16 protein-coding genes are annotated in these 18,031 nt (G+C 55.2%); 3 read left to right on the top strand and 13 right to left on the bottom strand.

Annotated elements, in window-relative coordinates; all coding sequences use genetic code 11:
* Positions 1-98: 98 nt before the first annotated feature.
* The 5 genes from MKZ07_RS00135 to MKZ07_RS00115 all read right to left on the bottom strand — a co-directional run bounded on the left by MKZ07_RS00135 (position 99) and on the right by MKZ07_RS00115 (position 5,492).
* On the bottom strand, positions 99-1,862 hold the full coding sequence (locus MKZ07_RS00135; RefSeq protein WP_341023926.1) for a PAS domain-containing sensor histidine kinase: 1,764 nt from the start codon (positions 1,860-1,862) through the stop codon (positions 99-101).
* 241 nt (positions 1,863-2,103) lie between these two features.
* Positions 2,104-2,796 carry an ABC transporter permease gene (locus MKZ07_RS00130; protein ID WP_341023924.1) on the bottom strand — a complete coding sequence of 231 codons (693 nt, stop codon included), beginning with the start codon at positions 2,794-2,796 and terminating at the stop codon, positions 2,104-2,106.
* The gene (locus MKZ07_RS00125) at positions 2,789-3,706 is read right to left on the bottom strand and encodes an ABC transporter ATP-binding protein (RefSeq protein ID WP_036692731.1); all 918 of its coding nucleotides are present in this window, start codon (positions 3,704-3,706) and stop codon (positions 2,789-2,791) included. Before MKZ07_RS00125 ends, MKZ07_RS00130 begins: the two co-directional genes overlap by 8 nt.
* Positions 3,707-3,810: 104 nt before the next feature.
* A complete protein-coding gene (locus MKZ07_RS00120; protein WP_036692728.1) occupies positions 3,811-4,746 on the bottom strand; it encodes a sensor histidine kinase in 936 nt (311 codons plus the stop codon).
* A complete protein-coding gene (locus MKZ07_RS00115) occupies positions 4,743-5,492 on the bottom strand; it encodes a response regulator transcription factor (RefSeq protein WP_036692726.1) in 750 nt (249 codons plus the stop codon). Before MKZ07_RS00115 ends, MKZ07_RS00120 begins: the two co-directional genes overlap by 4 nt.
* A 207-nt stretch (positions 5,493-5,699) precedes the next feature.
* Here MKZ07_RS00115 and MKZ07_RS00110 point away from each other — a divergent pair, with 207 nt between their 5' ends.
* On the top strand, positions 5,700-6,191 hold the full coding sequence (locus tag MKZ07_RS00110) for a DinB family protein (RefSeq protein WP_036692725.1): 492 nt from the start codon (positions 5,700-5,702) through the stop codon (positions 6,189-6,191).
* A gap of 80 nt (positions 6,192-6,271) precedes the next feature.
* Here the strand turns inward: MKZ07_RS00110 and MKZ07_RS00105 are convergent, their stop codons facing one another.
* The 4 genes from MKZ07_RS00105 to MKZ07_RS00090 form a co-directional block, all read right to left on the bottom strand.
* Positions 6,272-6,421 (bottom strand): hypothetical protein, encoded by a 150-nt coding sequence (locus tag MKZ07_RS00105; protein WP_200869186.1) that lies wholly within the window; start codon positions 6,419-6,421, stop codon positions 6,272-6,274.
* Between the two features lie 72 nt (positions 6,422-6,493).
* A complete protein-coding gene (locus MKZ07_RS00100; RefSeq protein ID WP_341023919.1) occupies positions 6,494-7,621 on the bottom strand; it encodes a glycoside hydrolase family 88/105 protein in 1,128 nt (375 codons plus the stop codon).
* Between the two features lie 34 nt (positions 7,622-7,655).
* Positions 7,656-8,690, bottom strand: a complete 1,035-nt coding sequence (locus MKZ07_RS00095) for a dienelactone hydrolase family protein (protein ID WP_341023917.1) — start codon at positions 8,688-8,690, stop codon at positions 7,656-7,658.
* Positions 8,691-8,746: 56 nt separating this feature from the next.
* On the bottom strand, positions 8,747-9,637 hold the full coding sequence (locus MKZ07_RS00090; protein WP_341023915.1) for a pectinesterase family protein: 891 nt from the start codon (positions 9,635-9,637) through the stop codon (positions 8,747-8,749).
* Positions 9,638-9,710: 73 nt separating this feature from the next.
* Here MKZ07_RS00090 and MKZ07_RS00085 point away from each other — a divergent pair, with 73 nt between their 5' ends.
* Positions 9,711-10,574 (top strand): AraC family transcriptional regulator, encoded by an 864-nt coding sequence (locus MKZ07_RS00085; protein WP_036692713.1) that lies wholly within the window; start codon positions 9,711-9,713, stop codon positions 10,572-10,574.
* Between the two features lie 2 nt (positions 10,575-10,576).
* Here MKZ07_RS00085 and MKZ07_RS00080 read toward each other — a convergent pair whose 3' ends face one another.
* The 4 genes from MKZ07_RS00080 to MKZ07_RS00065 all read right to left on the bottom strand — a co-directional run bounded on the left by MKZ07_RS00080 (position 10,577) and on the right by MKZ07_RS00065 (position 15,575).
* Positions 10,577-12,028 carry a glycoside hydrolase family 28 protein gene (locus tag MKZ07_RS00080; RefSeq protein ID WP_341023913.1) on the bottom strand — a complete coding sequence of 484 codons (1,452 nt, stop codon included), beginning with the start codon at positions 12,026-12,028 and terminating at the stop codon, positions 10,577-10,579.
* 19 nt (positions 12,029-12,047) lie between these two features.
* On the bottom strand, positions 12,048-13,613 hold the full coding sequence (locus MKZ07_RS00075; RefSeq protein ID WP_036692711.1) for a glycoside hydrolase family 43 protein: 1,566 nt from the start codon (positions 13,611-13,613) through the stop codon (positions 12,048-12,050).
* Between the two features lie 283 nt (positions 13,614-13,896).
* A complete protein-coding gene (locus MKZ07_RS00070) occupies positions 13,897-14,670 on the bottom strand; it encodes a GNAT family N-acetyltransferase (RefSeq protein ID WP_051493276.1) in 774 nt (257 codons plus the stop codon).
* 107 nt (positions 14,671-14,777) lie between these two features.
* The gene (locus MKZ07_RS00065) at positions 14,778-15,575 is read right to left on the bottom strand and encodes an AraC family transcriptional regulator (RefSeq protein WP_051493275.1); all 798 of its coding nucleotides are present in this window, start codon (positions 15,573-15,575) and stop codon (positions 14,778-14,780) included.
* Positions 15,576-15,713: 138 nt separating this feature from the next.
* On the opposite strand from MKZ07_RS00065, the gene MKZ07_RS00060 reads away from it, so the two are divergent.
* Positions 15,714-17,966: an FAD-dependent oxidoreductase gene (locus MKZ07_RS00060; RefSeq protein WP_341023910.1), complete on the top strand. Its 2,253-nt coding sequence runs from the start codon at positions 15,714-15,716 to the stop codon at positions 17,964-17,966.
* The last annotated feature ends 65 nt before the right edge of the window (positions 17,967-18,031 follow it).

The raw sequence follows: 18,031 nt of genomic DNA, 5'->3' as shown, positions 1-18,031 counted from the left end.
TTGGGGAACGGGTTGTCTGGCTCGATAGTTGAGTATACAGTTGAGTGACTCGATTGACAAGAACACAAGTGAACTTCCGCCCCTCCCACCGGCCCCGGCTAAGCCTCAGGAGAGTATTCAGGCTCCAGTTCTTCCTTCATAAAAGGCAGCATGAACCGGAAGATCGATCCCCGGTCCTCCTCGCTCTCCACAAAGATCGTTCCGCCCATCAGCTCCACGAGCTGCTTACAGATGGCAAGTCCCAATCCTGTCCCGCCGTATTTGCGGTTAATAGACGGATGTAGCTGGGAGAAGGACTGGAAGAGCAGATTCAGCTTGCTGTCGGCAATGCCTACGCCGGTATCGCGGACCGAGAACTCCAGGAGATATTCCGGTGAGGCGGGCAACGGGATGTTCTTGACTGACAAAGTGACACTGCCCCGCTCGGTGAATTTCAGCGCGTTGCCGACCAGATTGACGATAATCTGGCGCAGCCGGCTTGGATCGGTCGTGACGATGTCCGGCACACTCGTATCTGCCCACCAGCGCAACGAGAGCTTCTTCTCCTCCGCCTTCGGAGTGAACAAATCGATGACGCCCTCCAGCATCTCCCGCAGATCGAAGCGTTCGGATTGCAGCGGCATCTTGCCGGCCTCCATCTTGCTGAAATCGAGGATGTCATTAAGAATCTGCAGCAGACTGTAGCTGCTGCTGCGCAGAATCTCGGCGTAGCTGCGCTGTTCCTCCCCAAGCTCGGTCTCCAGCAGCAGGTCGGCCATGCCGATCATTCCGTTCATCGGCGTGCGGATCTCATGACTCATCATCGCCAGGAAATCCGACTTGGCCTGTGCAGCCCGCTCTGCTGATTCCTTGGCGCGGAGAACCTCCCGTTCGTTCGTAATATCGCTGAAGGAAATAACCACACCGCAGATCCTCCCCCGGTCCAGCAGCGGAGCGATCCGGTAATTCACGAAGAAGCTGGTTCCATCCTTGCGCCAGAAGACTTCATCCGCCATGCTGCGGGTAACTCCGTCTTGCAGGGTAAGCATAATGGGGCACTCCAGCAGGGAATGGCGGGGCGCACCTCCATGCAGAGAATGGATCATCTCCATCATTGGCAGCCCGGTCAGCTCTGACGGCTTGTAACCCAGCATCTCTGCCCCTTCACGGTTAATGAAGATGGTCCGGCCGAGGTTGTCCAGGCCGAAAATTCCGGCCGAGACAGAGTTCAGAATGAGGCTAAGCCGTTTGTCCTCAGCCATCTCGAAGATGAATTCAGCCACCGGCAGCTCATCGTCATCCTTCGTGGCGGCCACTTCATCCGCATACACAGAATATTCTTCTCCTGCCTGCACATTCCGCTCATCGTCTGCAGCATTGCTGCTGCTCATGCTCACCCAGCTATGCAGCAGACTGGAAAATGGCCGGTTCCCGGGATCATGGAGGATAGCGAACACACCAGCAATGCCTTCGTCAGTGTGAAGCGGCACATAGCGTACCGTAACATCTGCATGCTCGTCCTTTCCGGCACCAGTAGTTTCAGCACTAGCGCTTATTATACTTCCAGCACCTGCACTCACCGCATCCTCAACCACGCCAGTCCCTCTCGCCGTCTCTTCGTTTCCTTCCGCAGCATCCAAGGCCAGCCCGAAGCTTGATGTAATCCCGGCCAGGGCAGATGCGAAATGAACCTCGCCGGGCAGATGCATCCGGCATTCGTTCAGTCTGCCTGCCTCCTCGGCACTTAACATCCGGTTGCTGTCCCTGTATCGCCCCTGCCTGTCCAGCACAATGATGAAGTCTGGATGATGATCAAACAACGCTCTATACGTACTTTCGCCTGATAGCGCGTTGTCCAGAATAGTAGCCCAGTCCTTAAGCATAGCCCACCTCCTCCGCTCTTGCTTCAACTATGCTATAGTTAGCGTCCGAAGACTGCAGAAACGCTCTGATTATGTAGAACTCTCTGAATTAGTTCCTATTATAGCAAAAAAAACGTATGCGGTCGCCAGAAAAACATTGCACTAGCCAGTCTGTACAACGGCAAAAACAGTGCAAGTCCTTCAGAAGGACCGCACTGTCTGCTGCATTTCTAAGAGTGGACCGGCTACGATTCCGGCAGCCTCAGCTTACATCCTGATGCTCGATATTTCGGATCGAGAAGTAGGCAACCGCCACCCCGGCCAGGGCCAGGCTAACCGAGATCCCAAGCAGATCACCCATGCGGAAGCTTCCGTTCCCGAAGCCGGAGGAGATCAGCATCACGATCAGGACGGCGGAGACAATCGTAGCCGGCACCGATTTGCGGCGCATCCCGAAGTATAGCGGAATCAGTCCGATACCGGCTGCGTAGAGCGCATCCATTCCGGCTTGCATAGAGTAGGTAATAACCAGATCCATTGTCAGCGTTCCCTGAATGAGGTCAGGCAGGAAATAACCAACACCTGCAAGAATACCGCTGATCACTATATTAGACAACCAAATAGTAAGGAAGGTGAATAGAAAGACAATAATCAGCTTGGCCGCCATGAGCATTTTACGCGGTACCGGATACATGAACAGCACTGTGATTGTATTATTCTTATACTCGTCGATGACCAGCTTGCTGATCAGTACAGAGGCGAAGATGATATAGATTGCTTTTACAAAAACAGATACCCCTTGAAATAAATCGCCATACGTCGCGAAGTCTCCTTCATCTATACCCGTAAAAGCAATAAGAATCATGAAGCCCAGAATGGCCAAATTTGCAATCAGCACACCTTTAAGAAAAGTGAATTTACTCTTGCGCAGCTCCAGACGGATTAACTTAAGCATGGTTGTTGCCCCCCATCAGTTCCACAAAATGATCCTCCAGCGAATGATGCTTCTTGCTCATACTCTCCAGCTCCACCTCTGCTGCGGACAGGGCCCGGCTCAGCTCCAGCTGCGGGATATCTTCGTATACACGAATGGTCCGTGGGTCAAGCACCTTGTAATTGCGGAGGCCCAGCTTCCCCTCCAGGACGAAGACGGCCTTCGTACACTCGCTAGTCACCAGCTCGATATACTGGGTTTGCTGGCTCCGGATCGTATCCATTGCCACCTGCTCCACCAGTACCCCTTCACGGATTACGCCGATTGTGTCGGCAATCTGTTCGATTTCGCCCAGAATGTGGCTGGAGATCAGCAGCGTCATGCCATAATCACGGCTTAGCATACGGAACACCTCGCGAAGTTCCTTGATTCCAAGCGGGTCCAGCCCGTTAATCGGTTCATCGAGGATCAGTAGCTCCGGCTTGGTCATGACCGCTCTGGCAATGCCCAGCCGCTGCTTCATCCCGAGGGAGAAATTCTTCACCGGTTTGCTGTCCACCGCTCTCAGCTTCACTAATTCGAGCGCTTCCTCTATCGCGTTGGCATCATAAAAGCCCATATACTCTCCATGCAGCGCCAGATTCTCGCGGGCACTCAGCTTGTCGTAGAACACCGGGTATTCAATAATGCTGCCCATGCGCTTCAGCATGTCGTAAGAGCGGTGGGTCATCTTCTCCCCGGCAAATTCAATCTCGCCCGCCGTCGGCTTCACCAGATTTGTGATCATTTTCATCACCGTTGTTTTGCCCGCGCCGTTCGGTCCCAGGAATCCGTAAATTTCACCCCGCTTAATCTCCATATTCACACTACTCACAATTTCCTTATCCTCATAGACCTTGGTCAGATCCCATGTCTGGAGTATCGTTGTCATTTTCCGTTATCCCCTTTAGCCTCGTCTTGTTCTTCCTGGTATTTATTCTACAGGGCGGAATTTGCTTTTTTCTTACTGAAATCTTACTTAATTCTTAAGAAGCTTCAGAAGGACTGTCTGGGAAAAGAGAGCGTAAATGCCGTACGCACATTCGGCTGGCTGCTCAGGGAAATAGTGCCGTTCATCTGCTCGGTCAGCCGCTTCGTAATCGTCAGCCCCAGGCCGCTGCCCTGATAGTCGCGGTTGCGCGAATCCTCCAGGGTGTACAGCCGCTCGAACACCTTATCCTCGTGGCCTTCGGCGATGCCCTTGCCCCGGTCCCACACTTCTATGCAGACCCGTCCGGCGTCCGGGTACAGCTTCAGCCCCAGCACTCCCCCTGCATTACCGTAGGTAATCGCATTGGAGAGCAGGTTCGTCAGTATCCGGTCCAGCGCCTCATCATTGCCCATGATATGAAGCGGCTCTTCCGGAATCTCAATCTGCACATCCGTGCCGCTCTCACTAAGCAGATCATAGAAGGCCAGAATATTCCGGCGGCAGACCTCGCCCAGCTCTACCCGCGAGAGCGGGATATCCCGGTCCCCCGACTCCAGCTTCGCCAGATCGAAGAACCGGTTCATCAGCGCAATGACCTCGCCGGCCTTGGTATGAATCGTCCGCAGCATACGTTCCTGCTCTTCTTTGGATACCGTCTCATCATGCAGCAGCGTCTCAATATAGCCCAGCACTACCGTCAGCGGCGTCTTCAGATCATGCGACACATTCGCCAGCATTCCGCGCATAGATTGCTCCAGCTTGCTCCGCTTGGCCGCTCCCTGATGGTTAACATCCAGCAGACGGTTCAGATCGGTCAGCAGCTGCTGCATCTGCGGACTGCTGCTCATTAGCAGCAGCCGCTCATGCGATCCGCCTTCTATGATGCTCTCCAGCTTATGATGAATGTAGTCCAACTGGCGGGCATGCTGCCGTGAATTCAGGAACTGCAGCGTAGAGACCACAAGCAACAGGACAAGCAGAACCAGCAACAGAATGATCACAGCAGCATATCCCCCAGCTTGTAGCCGATCCCCCACAGCGTCTTGATATACTCCGGACGGGAGGGATCTTCCTCGATTTTCTCGCGCAATCTGCGCATATGTACATTAATTACGTTCTCATCGCCATAATAATCCTCTTCCCAGACTTGGCTGTAGATCTGCGCCTTGGTGAATACCCGGCCCGGACTGCTCACGAACAGCTTCAGGATGTGGAACTCCTTGGCGGTCAGCTTCAGCTCTTGCCCGTTCTTGCGTACGGAGAAATTATCCAGATCCACGGTCAGTCCCCGCAGCTCGATAACCTTCGGCTTCTCTGCCTGCGACTCCCCGCTGCCCTGCGCTCCGCTCCCGACAACAGCCTGGCTTCCAGATGCAGCATACCCCGCCCGGCGGATCGCCGCCTTCACCCGGGCTGCCAGCTCAATCATCGAGAACGGCTTCGTAATATAATCATCCGCGCCGAAGCCCAGCCCCAGCGCCTTGTCCACATCGCTGTCCTTCGCCGACATAATCAGTACCGGCACAAGACTGCCGCTGCGGATAATCTGCAGCACATCCGTGCCGCTGCGCTTCGGCAGCATCAGATCCAGCAATACCAGATCGTAAGTAAGACCGCCCAGGAACTTGCTCACTGCCATGTCCCCGTCATATGCGATCTCCACCTCATAGCCCTCTTTGGTCAGATAAGAATGGACCATTTCGCTGATCGCTTCATCATCCTCGATCAGCAGCACCCTCTGTTGCATAGTGAACCTCCTGTAATTAACTCTGTCTACCATCTATTTGAAATTATACCCTCTGTCCGTGCCGGATTCTATATAGATTGAAAATGAACTGAAAGGGTGCTGTTCTCCGTATACATTCTCTGAACCTGACAGGCCGTGGTCCAGTTCCTCCTATTATAATGAATGATATAATCTCTTATTCAATCTGACAGACAAGGTGGTATGATCATGGCAGCCAAAACCAACAAGCAGCTCATTCTTGAATTCGAATCCTTCATCCCCTATATTCAATCGCTGGACAGCATGGAAGATGCAGACTGGGAGGCTCCGCTGGAGGCCGGAAAATGGTCCCTGCAGGATGTCCTTTGCCACATCATACTGTGGGACAAATACTTTTATGAGGAGGCCCTGGTCAAAATCCAAGAAGGCCTGCCGCTGACAGCTGCGCATCTGGACTTCAATGTATTCAATGCCAATGCGGTTCTATACGCCAGGACAGTAACCCGGCAGGAAGCCATCCAGCAATTCGTGCTGTACCGGACCAAGATTACCGGGCTTGCGGCCTCATTAAGCGATACGGCCCTTGAACAGAATCATCGGGATGGTGACGGCAAGAAATTCAGCATACGCAAGTATCTGAGAGATTTCATCTCCCACGACAAGCATCACAAGAAGCAGATAGAGAAATATGCAGCATCAGTTGCAGTCTCTAAATCATAAAACTGCGGCCCCGTCTGTCCACTGAAATCTGGATAGATGGAGCCGCAGCTTTTTATCATTCTTTTGGATATAAACGATGCTTAATCCTGATTCCTAATCACAATATCGAACTTCTCATGATTCGGATGCATGAATAATTTATTGTAAGGGTCCGTATTCAAAAGATTCACATTCTCCTGCCCGAGCAGACTGGTCAGATGACCGGCAAATGTGGTTTTGCCCGATGCCATAAAATGCGGCCAGGGAACCGGCTGTCCTTCCAGCAAAATCCCGGCAACAATGGCCCATATCCCGCTATCTGTCTATTGCCCGGCAACATACCTTTCCACTTGAAGAGAAGCCAGCAGCAACGGCGCTACACCCATTGGTACATCGGATACAACAGCTTCGGAAATGTAGTAATCGTAGGAGCCGTTGCGGTCTTTGCTGAGCCCTGCCCCGTGGCAGATCTTGTGCAGATGAACGCCTTGTTCGTCTTCGGTAACCAGATGCTTAAGGATTCCCTCGTAGCCTTTTAACATCGCTGCCTTGAAGGAAGGCTCCAGATAACGCAGCCGCAGAGCTTTGGCCATTGCATAGACGAACATGCAGGAGCCTGTCGCTTCGAGGTAGTTGCCTTTGCGTCCCGCCTGATCCAGCACCTGATACCAGAGGCCGCTCTCCTGATCCTGCACCTCAACCAGCGCACCGCACATCCGCTGAAAAATCCCCATTACCGTTCCCCGCTGCGGATGGGTCAGCGGGAAATGCTCCAGGCAGTCCACGGCGGCCATCGCGTACCAGCCCATCGCCCGGCTCCAGAAATGAGCCGACAATCCGGTGGAGGAATCCGCCCACTCCTGCTCCCCGGATTCATCCCAGCCGTGATAGAACAGGCCGGTACGCGGATCACGGGTTCTGCGCTCAATCAGCAGCAGCTGACGGGCCGCTTCATCGATCAGCTCCGGACGCCCGAAGACTGCCCCGTATTCGGCCAGGAACGGCGAAGCCATGTATAACCCGTCCAGCCACATCTGGAAGGGATATATTTTCTTATGCCAGAAGCCGCCTTCGGAGGTCCGGGGCTGTCCGATTAGCTGCGCTGCCAGCAGATGGGCGGCTTCCGCGTAGCGCTGCTCACCCGTCTGAGCGTACAGCCAGAACAGATTCTTGCCCTGATTGATCTGATCCAGGTTATATTCCTCCAGCGTGTAGGAGCGGATGCTTCCGTCCTCCCCGATGAAGCTGTCCATATGCCGCTGCATGAAGGAGAGGTACTCAGGCTCGCCATGCTGCACCCCGGCCCGGGCCACTGACATCAGCAGCATACCGGGCACATACGCCCAGCGCTCCATTACATATTCGTGCTCCCCTTGTTCATTGCATTGACCGATGAATGTATCCGCGATTCTGCGGGATAAGCCTGTGCTTACTGCTTCTGATATAGACATCTCTATTCCTCCTGTCATTTGCGTTACTGTAACCCTACTCCTGCGGACCGGCAAGCTGCTTAAGCAGCCAGGCATACGCCGGTTCCCCGTGAATCTCATGGCCCCCTGTGAAAAAATCCGCCGCAAGCTGCCCGCCATGGCCCTCTGCGGCATAGATTTGCTCCAGCCGCTCCAGAGCCTCCCTCACGCCGGCGGGACCAAACAGATGATCCGCGTCTCCCGCCTCCAGGAACAGCCCGCGTGGTGCAATCAGGCCCAGCAGATCCGGCATCTCCGCTTCCAGCAGAATGCCCGGAATATAATTGTCCAGACAATGATGCCGGGTGAGAATGCTGGCTTGGAACGTATTGGCATAGCCGCTAACAACCGCACTGTTGATCCGTTCATCCAGTGCAGCCGTGAAGCCCGCCACCAGCCCGCCGCCGGAGATGCCCATAATGCCGATCCGTTCCCCGTCAACCTCTTTCCGCTCCTGCAGATAATCCAGCGTCCTCATCGTCTCATAGATACGGCAGCCTGCCATCGTCTGCCCTGCCATCAGCAGCGCCGAGGACAGGCGGAAGCAGGAATTACGTCCAGGCTCGCCGCTGGCCAGATCCTCAGCCAGACGCCTGTCTCCGAATCCGAGTACCTCGGGAGCCGCAACGACGAAGCCCTGCTTCACCAGGGAGACGGCAAAATCCTTATGCAGTCCCGGGTCCCCCGTCCGCTCCGACCCGTCCGGGTTCAAGCCGGTAATCTCGCGGCTGCCGTAGCCATGCCCGTGAATAGCCAGCACAGCCGGGCAGGGAGAGCCTGCCGGCACCTCCGGGATCAGGAGATACAGGGCCATTCTAAGTCCTTCATAAGTGGTAATCTCTATACGTTCGCGGATGTATCCGCTGCAGACCGTCCGCTCCAGCTGTACCGGTTCAAGCGCCGCCCGCTGAGCGGGAAATCCGCCCAGCCGCTCTATGAACCTCGCGGCAAGGGATGCCCGCCATTCCGCAAAGGGGATGTCCTTGCGGAAGGCAGAACTCCGAGGTACAGAAGCCGTCAATTGATTGATGTATTGTTCCAGTGATTCCATCTTGGAGATCCTCCAATCTTGAATTCCCGGGTCCGGGTATACCACAGTCCAAGCGATTAATAGCCCTCGGGATGCCAACCATCCAGCACAGACAGAATCCGGTACTGCGCGGCTTCCTCCGCAGTTAACTGGCGTGACCACGCTACCCGGCCCTCGGGGCAAGCGCCCGGGCCGCTGCTGCCATACTCTTCATAGCGGCTGGTCTGCTCCCTGTCCGGCTGCCCCCAGTTATGCCAGCCTTCGCCGGTCACTGAACCGTCCATCACCGTGCGGATGAAGGCGACATGCGCGTAAGGGCGCCAAGGGCGTCCAAGATAGCACTCGCTTACCCCTTCGCCGCCGGTAATCCGGCAATCCAGGAACACATAACCGAAGGCGGCTCCCTCCGGCGTTGAAGCCGCTGTGATATACCCTCTGGAACGCTTGTTATGGAGATGGCAGCGGTCAAACAACGCGGTCGCCGGACCAAAAATATAATCCACATCCCCTTCAATGTAGCAATCATCATAATATTGCCGTCCCGGCCCGGTATACAGGGTATCCTGGTCACCTAACAGACGTACACGCCGGAACACAGCCTGCCCGGCATCGACGAACGCCGCGACCGCCTGTCCTGTTCCCGGGCCGGAAGTGTTGCGGATGGTCAGATTCTCGGCAGTGAAGTCTTCTGCGAACACGTTCAGCGTCCCGGTGCGGAAGGTACGCAGCGGTTCACCGTCCGCGCCGAGCGTATGGGCATTATCATTCCACGAGATAATGGTAGAATGCTGGTCCTCTCCCAGCAGCAGGATGGGCGGGGCTTCGCGGGCGATCGTAACCTTTTCCTCATAGATCCCGAGCTTAATCCGTATGGTTACGGCTTGTGTCTCCCCCGGCGGGATGGAATCCAGCGCCTCCTGCAGACTACTGTATCCTTCTCCGGCATTCTTCGAGACTATAATTAACATGGATGGCTCCTTTCACAGCAACCTGAATATATTCTATAATAACTCTAACAGCTTCCAGGAGAAGAGGAGATGTATGAACAGCGTATCTGGCCCTAATCCCAAATATCATCTTGAAGACGGACGCTTCAGCATCCAGCATATGAAGCGTAAAGGCATCACTGCGATGCCGCGTCCCCACAGCCATGAATGGACTGAGCTGTATTACCTGACGGATGGGGAGCGTGTATATTTTGTGGACGACCGGGTGGTTACGGTTCACAAAGGCGAGCTGATTCTGATTCCCGGCCGCGAGCTCCATTCCACGGCAAGCTCCGAGAAGGCCGAATTCGAGCGTATTCTGATCAATTATGACCCGCTGCTGCTGCCCCCGGTGCTGAGGGACGAGCAGCAATGGTTTCAGAGCCACCGCTACCGCTTGTTCAGGCTAACCCTGCGCGAGCAGAATGAAGCGGAGTCCCTGCTGAACCGCATGCTGGAGGAATCCCGCATCCGGCGGCCCTTGTACGAAGTCAGTGTCACCGCTCTATTGACCGAGCTGATGGTTCTGCTCCAGCGTTCAGAGAGTACGGCCCAGGCCGGCGGGACCCGCCATCCGCTGCACCATTTGGTAAACGAGGTTGCCACCTATATCCGCGCCCATTACCGGGAAGCGCTTACGCTGGAAGAGACCGCCAAGGACTTTTTCATCAGCCCCTCTTATTTGAGCCGGGTATTTCATCGCCTGACCGGCTTTCATTTCCGGGAATATATCGTCCATATCAGGGTCCGCGAGGCCCAGCGCCTGCTGGCCGGTACCCCCGCCAGAATTCAGGAGATCGCTGGAGCAGTCGGCTTCGAGCATCTGTCCCATTTCAATAAAACTTTCAAAAAATCAACCGGTCTGACCCCGCTCCAGTACCGCAAGGAAGCGGGGTCACAGCCTGCACCGGAGTCCTAAGGTTAAAGCTCGGTGATGGCTAGGTCTCCTGAACGGACAAGCTCCACATCACTGCACTTATGCATCTGTACCTGCGGCTCCTCCTGCGTCTGCAGCCTGATCCGGTCCAGCTTCAGCCCTGCTGCATGGCGCAGGATGATACCCCGCCTGCTTATGGCGCTGAAGTTCTCCACCGTAAGCGCAGCAAGCGGCATTTCCGGTAACCCGTTCACCAGCAGCGCGGTTGCCGCCCCGTGGCAGGCCATATTCCGCAGCGTGATGTTACGGAACTGCGGAGTCTCCTCCGTGACCGGAACCTCCTGCTCGTCATAACCCTCAGACCCCTCAACCCCGGCATAGAACAGGTGGAAGGATACCGCTTCATGGACGATGCCTGACATCTGTATATTTTCGATCAGGATATCCTCCACGACGCCGCCTCTTCCCCGGGTACTCTTGAAGCGCAGCCCGATGTCCGTACCCATGAACACGCAGTCGTTCACCCGGACCGCTTGCACACCGCCTGACATTTCACTGCCGATCACTACCCCGCCATGTCCGTGATAGACCGTACAATGGCGGATCGTAATGTACCGGCAGGCTCTTCCTGCCTGGCGGCCTTCCTCATCCTTGCCGGATTTCAGGCAGATGGCATCGTCGCCTACATCGAACCTGCAATGCTCCACCAGCGCATGTGTACATGACTCCAGATCCAGCCCGTCCCCGTTCTGGGAATACCACGGATTACGGACCTGAATATGTCTGATTGTAACCTGCTCACAGCCCATGGGATGCAGACACCAGGCAGGAGAATTCTGAAAGGTCGGCCCCTCCAGCAGCACTCTCTGGCAATTCCGCAGGCTCAGCAGCGCAGGACGCAGATACGCACGGCCAGGGAGATAGGCTTCCATTGCTGTCTCGCCGTTTTCCTTCAGCTGCAGAACATAAGCTTCTCCCGCAAGCGCTTCCTTGGAAGGCCACCATATCTCACCCTGTTCATCCAAGGCCCCCCCGGAGGCAAGCAGGCTATTCCATTCCAGTTCCGTCCGCTTGAAGCGTTTCACCGGACGCCAGGCCTCGCCGCTGCCATCGAAGATGCCTTCACCGGTTATGGCTACATCGATCAGATTCTCCCCGTCCAGCGGAGCCTGGCAACGCCATCCGACAGTCCCTTCGTAATGGGAGAACAGCAGCGGATACAGATTGTAGTCGGGTTCAAAGCATACCAGCGCCCCCCGCTCGGCACACAGATTGATCCGGCTGTGCAGCGTCAGCGGCCCGGTGCGCCAGATTCCCGGCGGGATGATCACCGTTCCTCCTCCTGCGGCAGCGCAGGCATCCAGGGTATCCTGTATAGCAGACGTACACAGCAGCCCTTCAGCTTCTGCCCCATAGTCTGTAATACGGAAAGTCCGCTGCGGAATCTGCGGCAGCTCCGGGATTGGATAAGCTGCGGAATCATGTATTGTTTTCATCGTATTCCTCCTTCAGTGTCTATTCAAGCTCTTCATAGCTGAACCAGCCGTAATCCGCAACATTGCTGCTCTGCGCTCCACCCGCACTGGCATACATTCCGATATAGGCCCCTGTAAAACCTCCGGCCCAATCCGTACTCAGCACCCGGCCGTCAGCCCGTTCATGCAGTGCGGTCCAGGTGTCAGAATCTGCGGCTCTATAATAAAAGCTATAATCTTGCCCCCTGGCTTCTACCTTAAGCTGTACCGTATCCTGCGCATACGGCGCAGAGGCCAGCAATTGCTCAGCTCCTCTGCTGCGGACGGTCAGCTTCAGCAGCTGCCCTCCGTCCTGTACCACCCGTTCATACCGGAAGTGGTTGTCCCCATTCTGGATCAGGGCCAGTCCGGCGCTCTCGCCTGCGGCCTCCGGCTGGAAGCGCATTGCCGCTGCGGCTCTGAAGCTGAGATGCTGCTGCCGTCTTCCGATATAAGCCGGATTGCCGGTCTCCGCCAGCACCTCCGGCTTCAGCCGCAGCCGCAGATGCCCCGGATGCTCGCTGAGGCTCCAGAATTCACCGCGCGGCGTGCGCAGGAAGTTCCAGACGGGGTTAAGCTCCCCGGCAGCAAAATCATCCCGCACCGGCAACAGCGGCCACTGCGTCACCGGCAGATCCGGCGCTGGCCCCTCCAGCTCAAGGACGCCCTTGCCGGGATTCACTACCGGCCATTCGTCCTCCCACTTGACCGGAGTCAGGAAGGTCTCCCGGCCCAGGTTGCGGTAATATCCCCCGCAGGTCCGGGAGGCCAGACAGAGCATCCACCACTCCCCGTGCTGCGTCTCCACAAGCTCCCCGTGGCCCGTATTCACGATGGGGTACTCCCTGCCGAGATGGCGGTGGGTCAGAATCGGGTTGGCCCGGCATCCCTCATAGGGCCCCGTCACGTTCTGGCTTCTGGCAACCGTTACTGCATGGGTATGGCCGGTGCCTCCCTCGGCGATCAGCAGATAATACCATCCTCCGATGGAATACAGATGCGGCCCTTCCTGGGCATGTGCAGTCTTCAGCGCACCTTGCCAGAGGCTGTGCTTCGGACCGGTGAGTCTGCCCTGCGCCAGATCAATCTCCTGCAGCCAGATATCCATATGCTTCGGATAATCCTGGCCTTCGGGAGGAACCCGGTTACCGGTATAATAGACCTTGCCGTCCTCATCGAAGAACAGGGAAGGATCAATGCCGGGCGCATCCTCCAGCCAGACAGGGTCGGACCAGTCCCCCGCCGGATCAGCGGAGGTTACATAGAAATTATGAGGTTCCTTGTGATTATCAACAAACGTCGTGATCATATAAAAGAGGCCCTGATGGTACCGGAGGGTCGGCGCCCAAATCCCCCTCGACGGAAGAATCCCGTCCAGATTAAGCTGGGACGGACGGTCCAGCACATGGCCCAGCTGGCGCCAGTGGACAAGGTCTCTGCTGTGAAAGACCGGAACCCCGGGATAGAATTCAAAGCTTGAAGTGACCAGATAATAGTCTTCACCTACACGGATAGCCGAAGGATCAGGGTAGAAGCCCGGCAGCACCGGATTACGGAATGTTCTCAAATTCGGAAGTCCTCCTTCACGCGGGCGATAGGTACGAATAATTAATCAACGATATGTAAGCATAACCAATTATAGTTCGTATAAGTTTAATTTTCTTGCGCTTTCTATGTTCTTTTTCCTATTTTTTATACTTTCTTGTCCTGGAAACAGAAACAGCGGCAGCAGGGGACGGATAACGTCTCTTACTGTCGCTGCACTATGGAGTAGAATTCACTCTCGTTATTTTAATCAAACGTCTTAGCATATTCTCTTAACTGTTCAGGATCACTTGTGTGATTCAGCCTTACTTCCTTACATAGAGCGAATAGGTCTCTGGTGCGGCAAAATTTAATTTCTGCGCCAATCGGATGGAGGCAATATTGTGAAGGTCACAGTCCCATCTTGGTGTGATCTGACGTTCTAAGCACTCCAGGATAAAAGCTTCGGCAACACACCACGCCACGCCTCTTCCCCTATACAAAGGATTTGTCACAATATCAATCTCCGCATACTGTTCGGACGAGAATATAGAGACACACTCTCCAGCAATTACTTCGAGTTCCGTAACAAAGAAACCGAAGCCCTTGTCCGCAAAACGCTCCACTAGTCCCCAATATTTCCGGATGTACGCCGCATCGAACTCTCTATCCCCCTCAAGCGATTCCTCATTTATCCTGTTCAGCCGGAAGCCCTCCTGCATACCCGCTCTTCCCGATTGCAGGTAACGCTGCTCATTGAATGTAAAAGAATACCTCTGCAGCCTCTGCAGCTTCGCCCCTAAAAGCTCATTGATTCTGCGATCCCACCCCTCAGAGGATGAAAATAACGTAAATCTCTGATCTAGCCTCTCTCTATGCTTGAATTCGTGCAGCAGCCTGGATGCAAAATCATCATTCGTTTCATCCCCCACCACTGTATAAATGCCTGAAGAAATACCGATCAGCGCCGAAGACTTATCGATGATGATGTCCCCGTCAATGTAACGATCTAATACCGAATACGCAAATGTGGGATAACTCTTACCTTGGCTCTCATCCATAATATTTCTTGCGGCGATGACAGAAGCATCTATTTTCATTACAATTCAATCCTTTCTACAGCGAAAAACTATTTAGTCCATATCAAATTAGATAAATAACTAATTACATACTAATGTAATATGTTAAATTATACAATTGTTATTAATTATATGCGGTGCAGCTTACGATACCGGGAGGGCGTTAATCCCAGCTTCGCCGTGAACACCCGGCTTAGGTAGAAGCCGTTCTCGTAACCGCAATGCTGGGCGATCCCTTCAATGGGCAGTCTGGAATCCTCCAAAAGCTGGCAGGCCCGTCTAAGCCGGAGTCCGGTTACGAAGTCTGACGGGGCCGTCCCATAGGCCGCACGGAAACGCCGCGTTAATTGTACTGGAGTAATATCAAGGGTAGCGGCCAACTCCTGCAGGGTCATAGGTGTACAAGCGTGCTCCAGCAGCCATTGCTTAGCCTGCTGCATCAGCGGGCCCGGACTTGTCTCTTCAGAGCGCAGCTCCTCGGATGCACTGCTGCGCTCGATTTCAAGCAGCCTCCAGAGATCCTCCAGCATATGCTTCATCCGGCTATACCCCGGCTCCTCCTGAATCCCTCTTCCGATACTCCGCATATAGCGGTAGGTAGATCTTAGGCGCTCCACGTCCCTGACTGTCCAACTGCCTCCAAGCGTTGCAGCGTCCTCCGGTGCCCCCTCTTCCTCCCATTCGAATTGTATGAAATGAAAAGTCAACGGACTAAGCGTTCTCCGGTAAAAAGTTGTCCCCGGCGGACATACAATGATGTCCCCGAATCCGCCCTCCCCTTCGTGGTCCCCGAAGCGATAAGCGAAATGTCCCTGCTCAACCGCAAATAACGTCCACACAGGATAGGTGTCGTGCTCCAGCAGGAACTGTTTTTTCTGCTCCCAATAGATATAGGCTGCCGGACGAACCGACCAATTCATGCGCATGTCTGACTCCCCTCCGATTGCATTATTCAGCGAAATAAAGTATATAAATCAAGAAATTAAATGCATGTCATTTGATTAATGATTATCCTATCATGAAACTACGGATATATTAACATACACCAAAGGAGAGGTTCAACAATGCGTAGTGAAACGGTCAACACGGATGTAACGGTGGTAGGCGGAGGACTGGCAGGGGTATGCGCGGCGATTGCGGCAGCCCGGCTGGGCCAGCGTGTGGCGCTGATTAATAACCGTCCGGTGCTCGGCGGCAACTCCAGCAGCGAGGTGCGGGTATGGGTCTGCGGCGCAACCTCACACGGTATCCACCGGTATGCACGTGAAACGGGGATCATGGGCGAGCTGTTTGTGGAGAACCAGTACCGCAACAAAGACGGCAATTCGTATCTCTGGGATATGGTTGTGCTTGAAGCAGTTAAGGCCGAACCGAACATTCAGCTGTTTCTGAACACGGATGTACATGAGGCCGATGCTTCCGAGGATGGCAGCGGCCAGCGGAGCATCCGGTCCGTGACGGGCTGGATGATGGGGTCGGAGCGGAGAATTACTTTTGAGAGCGCGGTCTTTCTGGACTGTACAGGGGATGGCCTGGTAGGCTTCCTGGCAGGTGCAGAGTACCGGCTGGGCCGTGAAGCACGCGAAGAATATAATGAGGAATGGGCACCACTGGTTGCCGATGATATTACGCTCGGCAGCACACTGCTCTTCTATACCAAGGACGCAGGCCATCCGGTCAAATATATCGCTCCGGCCATGGCAAAGGATATTACACAAACCGCTATCGCCGAGCGCCGTATCATCCGCAGCGGCGACAACGGCTGCGCCTACTGGTGGATCGAATTCGGCGGCGAGCAGGACACCGTTCATGACAATGAGGCCATCCGCGACGAGCTGTGGTCTGTGATCTACGGGATCTGGGATTATATTAAGAACTCCGGCAAATTCGACGCGGACAACATGACGCTGGAATGGGTCGGTTCGACTCCGGGCAAGCGGGAGTACCGCCGGTTCATTGGCGATTATGTCCTGAATCAGAATGATATCCTGACTCAGCATGAATTCCCGGACCGCGTGGCATTTGGCGGCTGGTCCATTGACCTGCATCCGCCGCAGGGAGTGTACGCTACAGAGTCTGGCTCGAAGCATATGTATTCGGACGGCAGCTATCACATCCCGTTCCGTTCGCTGTATTCGGTGAACGTCAGCAATATGCTGATGGCCGGCCGCGACATCAGCGCTTCGCATGTCGCGTTCGGCACGACCCGCGTCATGGCTACCTGCGCGGTCATCGGCGAAGCCGCCGGTATCGGCGCGGCACTCTGCGCTGCCAAGGGAATATCGCCGCGCGAACTGCATGCGGCCCACCTGAATGAGCTGCAGCAGACGATGCTGCGCCAGGACGCTTCCGTCCTCGGGCTATGCAACGAGGATGAAGCAGATCTGGCGCTGAAGGCTGCGCTCAGCGCCTCCAGCGAGCGGAGCCGGCTCGCTGTAGAGGATTCTGCGTTCAGCGTAACGCTTACCGATAACATCGGCATCACTGTTCCGGTTGATCCTGAGCTGGACGGGATTGAGCTGCTGATCGATGCGGCCGAAGCCGCAGAGCTGACGGTCGAGCTATGGGAGACCGGTCGGCCCCAGAATTATATTCCCCATACGTTAATCCAGTCTGTATCAGCTCCCGTCCAGGCCGGACCCGCCCAGTGGGTGAAGCTCCCGCTGCAATGGAAGCCGGAGTCACCGCGCAACGCCTTCCTGGTCGTCAAGGCCAATGCTGCGCTGTCCTTGCATATGGCAGATGAGCCAGCTTCGGGAATGCTTGCATACGGGCATAGCGAGACCCCCGCTGCCTCAAGGGACTTCGGCGAGAATCCGCCCGCACAGCCGGTAGTGCAATGGGACAAAAAGAAATATGACCACAAGGCTCCCTGCCTCCGTCTGTCCGGGACAACGAGCGCCTTCGCCGCAGACAAAGCCACCGACGGCTACCTGCGTCCGTACGGCGGGCCGCATCTGTGGTCCTCGGACCGGATGGCCTCCGGTAAGCCGGAGTGGCTGGAGCTGGCCTGGAACGCGCCGGTAACTCTGCGCGACGTTCACGTTACCTTCAATGACGATGTCAACGAGGACTTGATCAACCTGCATCATCATGTTACGCCTTACGAAATCCTGCCAACGCTCGTTAAGGAGTATCGTATTGAAGCTTACATCGACGGTAATTGGAGTGCAGTTGCCGGGGAACGTGACAACCACAAGCGCAAGCGGGTACACATGCTGAACGAAGCTGTGACAGCCGACCGCCTGCGGGTCGTGGTCCTGGAGACCAACGGCAGTGAGTATGCGGAGATAATTGAGGTGCGGGTGTATAGTTAAGTAGACTTCAAATTGCAATAAGATGGGGTGTTGAGCAGGGCCTAACTACGGTTAGGCCCTTGTTT

It is taken from the genome of Paenibacillus sp. FSL P4-0338 (assembly GCF_038002365.1).
Classification (GTDB): domain Bacteria; phylum Bacillota; class Bacilli; order Paenibacillales; family Paenibacillaceae; genus Paenibacillus_AQ.
This window is presented reverse-complemented; position numbering and strand designations above follow the sequence as displayed.

What these genes read in the sequence shown, in the direction of transcription:
- MKZ07_RS00080 (WP_341023913.1), bottom strand. Translation starts at nt 12,028, where the DNA reads ATGAAAACAATACATGATTCCGCAGCTTATCCAATCCCGGAGCTGCCG.
- MKZ07_RS00100 (WP_341023919.1), bottom strand. Translation starts at nt 7,621, where the DNA reads ATGTCTATATCAGAAGCAGTAAGCACAGGCTTATCCCGCAGAATCGCG.
- MKZ07_RS00060 (WP_341023910.1), top strand. Translation starts at nt 15,714, where the DNA reads ATGCGTAGTGAAACGGTCAACACGGATGTAACGGTGGTAGGCGGAGGA.
- MKZ07_RS00105 (WP_200869186.1), bottom strand. Translation starts at nt 6,421, where the DNA reads ATGGCATCGGGCAAAACCACATTTGCCGGTCATCTGACCAGTCTGCTC.
- MKZ07_RS00115 (WP_036692726.1), bottom strand. Translation starts at nt 5,492, where the DNA reads ATGCAACAGAGGGTGCTGCTGATCGAGGATGATGAAGCGATCAGCGAA.
- MKZ07_RS00110 (WP_036692725.1), top strand. Translation starts at nt 5,700, where the DNA reads ATGGCAGCCAAAACCAACAAGCAGCTCATTCTTGAATTCGAATCCTTC.
- MKZ07_RS00095 (WP_341023917.1), bottom strand. Translation starts at nt 8,690, where the DNA reads ATGGAATCACTGGAACAATACATCAATCAATTGACGGCTTCTGTACCT.
- MKZ07_RS00065 (WP_051493275.1), bottom strand. Translation starts at nt 15,575, where the DNA reads ATGCGCATGAATTGGTCGGTTCGTCCGGCAGCCTATATCTATTGGGAG.
- MKZ07_RS00130 (WP_341023924.1), bottom strand. Translation starts at nt 2,796, where the DNA reads ATGCTTAAGTTAATCCGTCTGGAGCTGCGCAAGAGTAAATTCACTTTT.
- MKZ07_RS00070 (WP_051493276.1), bottom strand. Translation starts at nt 14,670, where the DNA reads ATGAAAATAGATGCTTCTGTCATCGCCGCAAGAAATATTATGGATGAG.
- MKZ07_RS00125 (WP_036692731.1), bottom strand. Translation starts at nt 3,706, where the DNA reads ATGACAACGATACTCCAGACATGGGATCTGACCAAGGTCTATGAGGAT.
- MKZ07_RS00135 (WP_341023926.1), bottom strand. Translation starts at nt 1,862, where the DNA reads ATGCTTAAGGACTGGGCTACTATTCTGGACAACGCGCTATCAGGCGAA.
- MKZ07_RS00090 (WP_341023915.1), bottom strand. Translation starts at nt 9,637, where the DNA reads ATGTTAATTATAGTCTCGAAGAATGCCGGAGAAGGATACAGTAGTCTG.
- MKZ07_RS00085 (WP_036692713.1), top strand. Translation starts at nt 9,711, where the DNA reads ATGAACAGCGTATCTGGCCCTAATCCCAAATATCATCTTGAAGACGGA.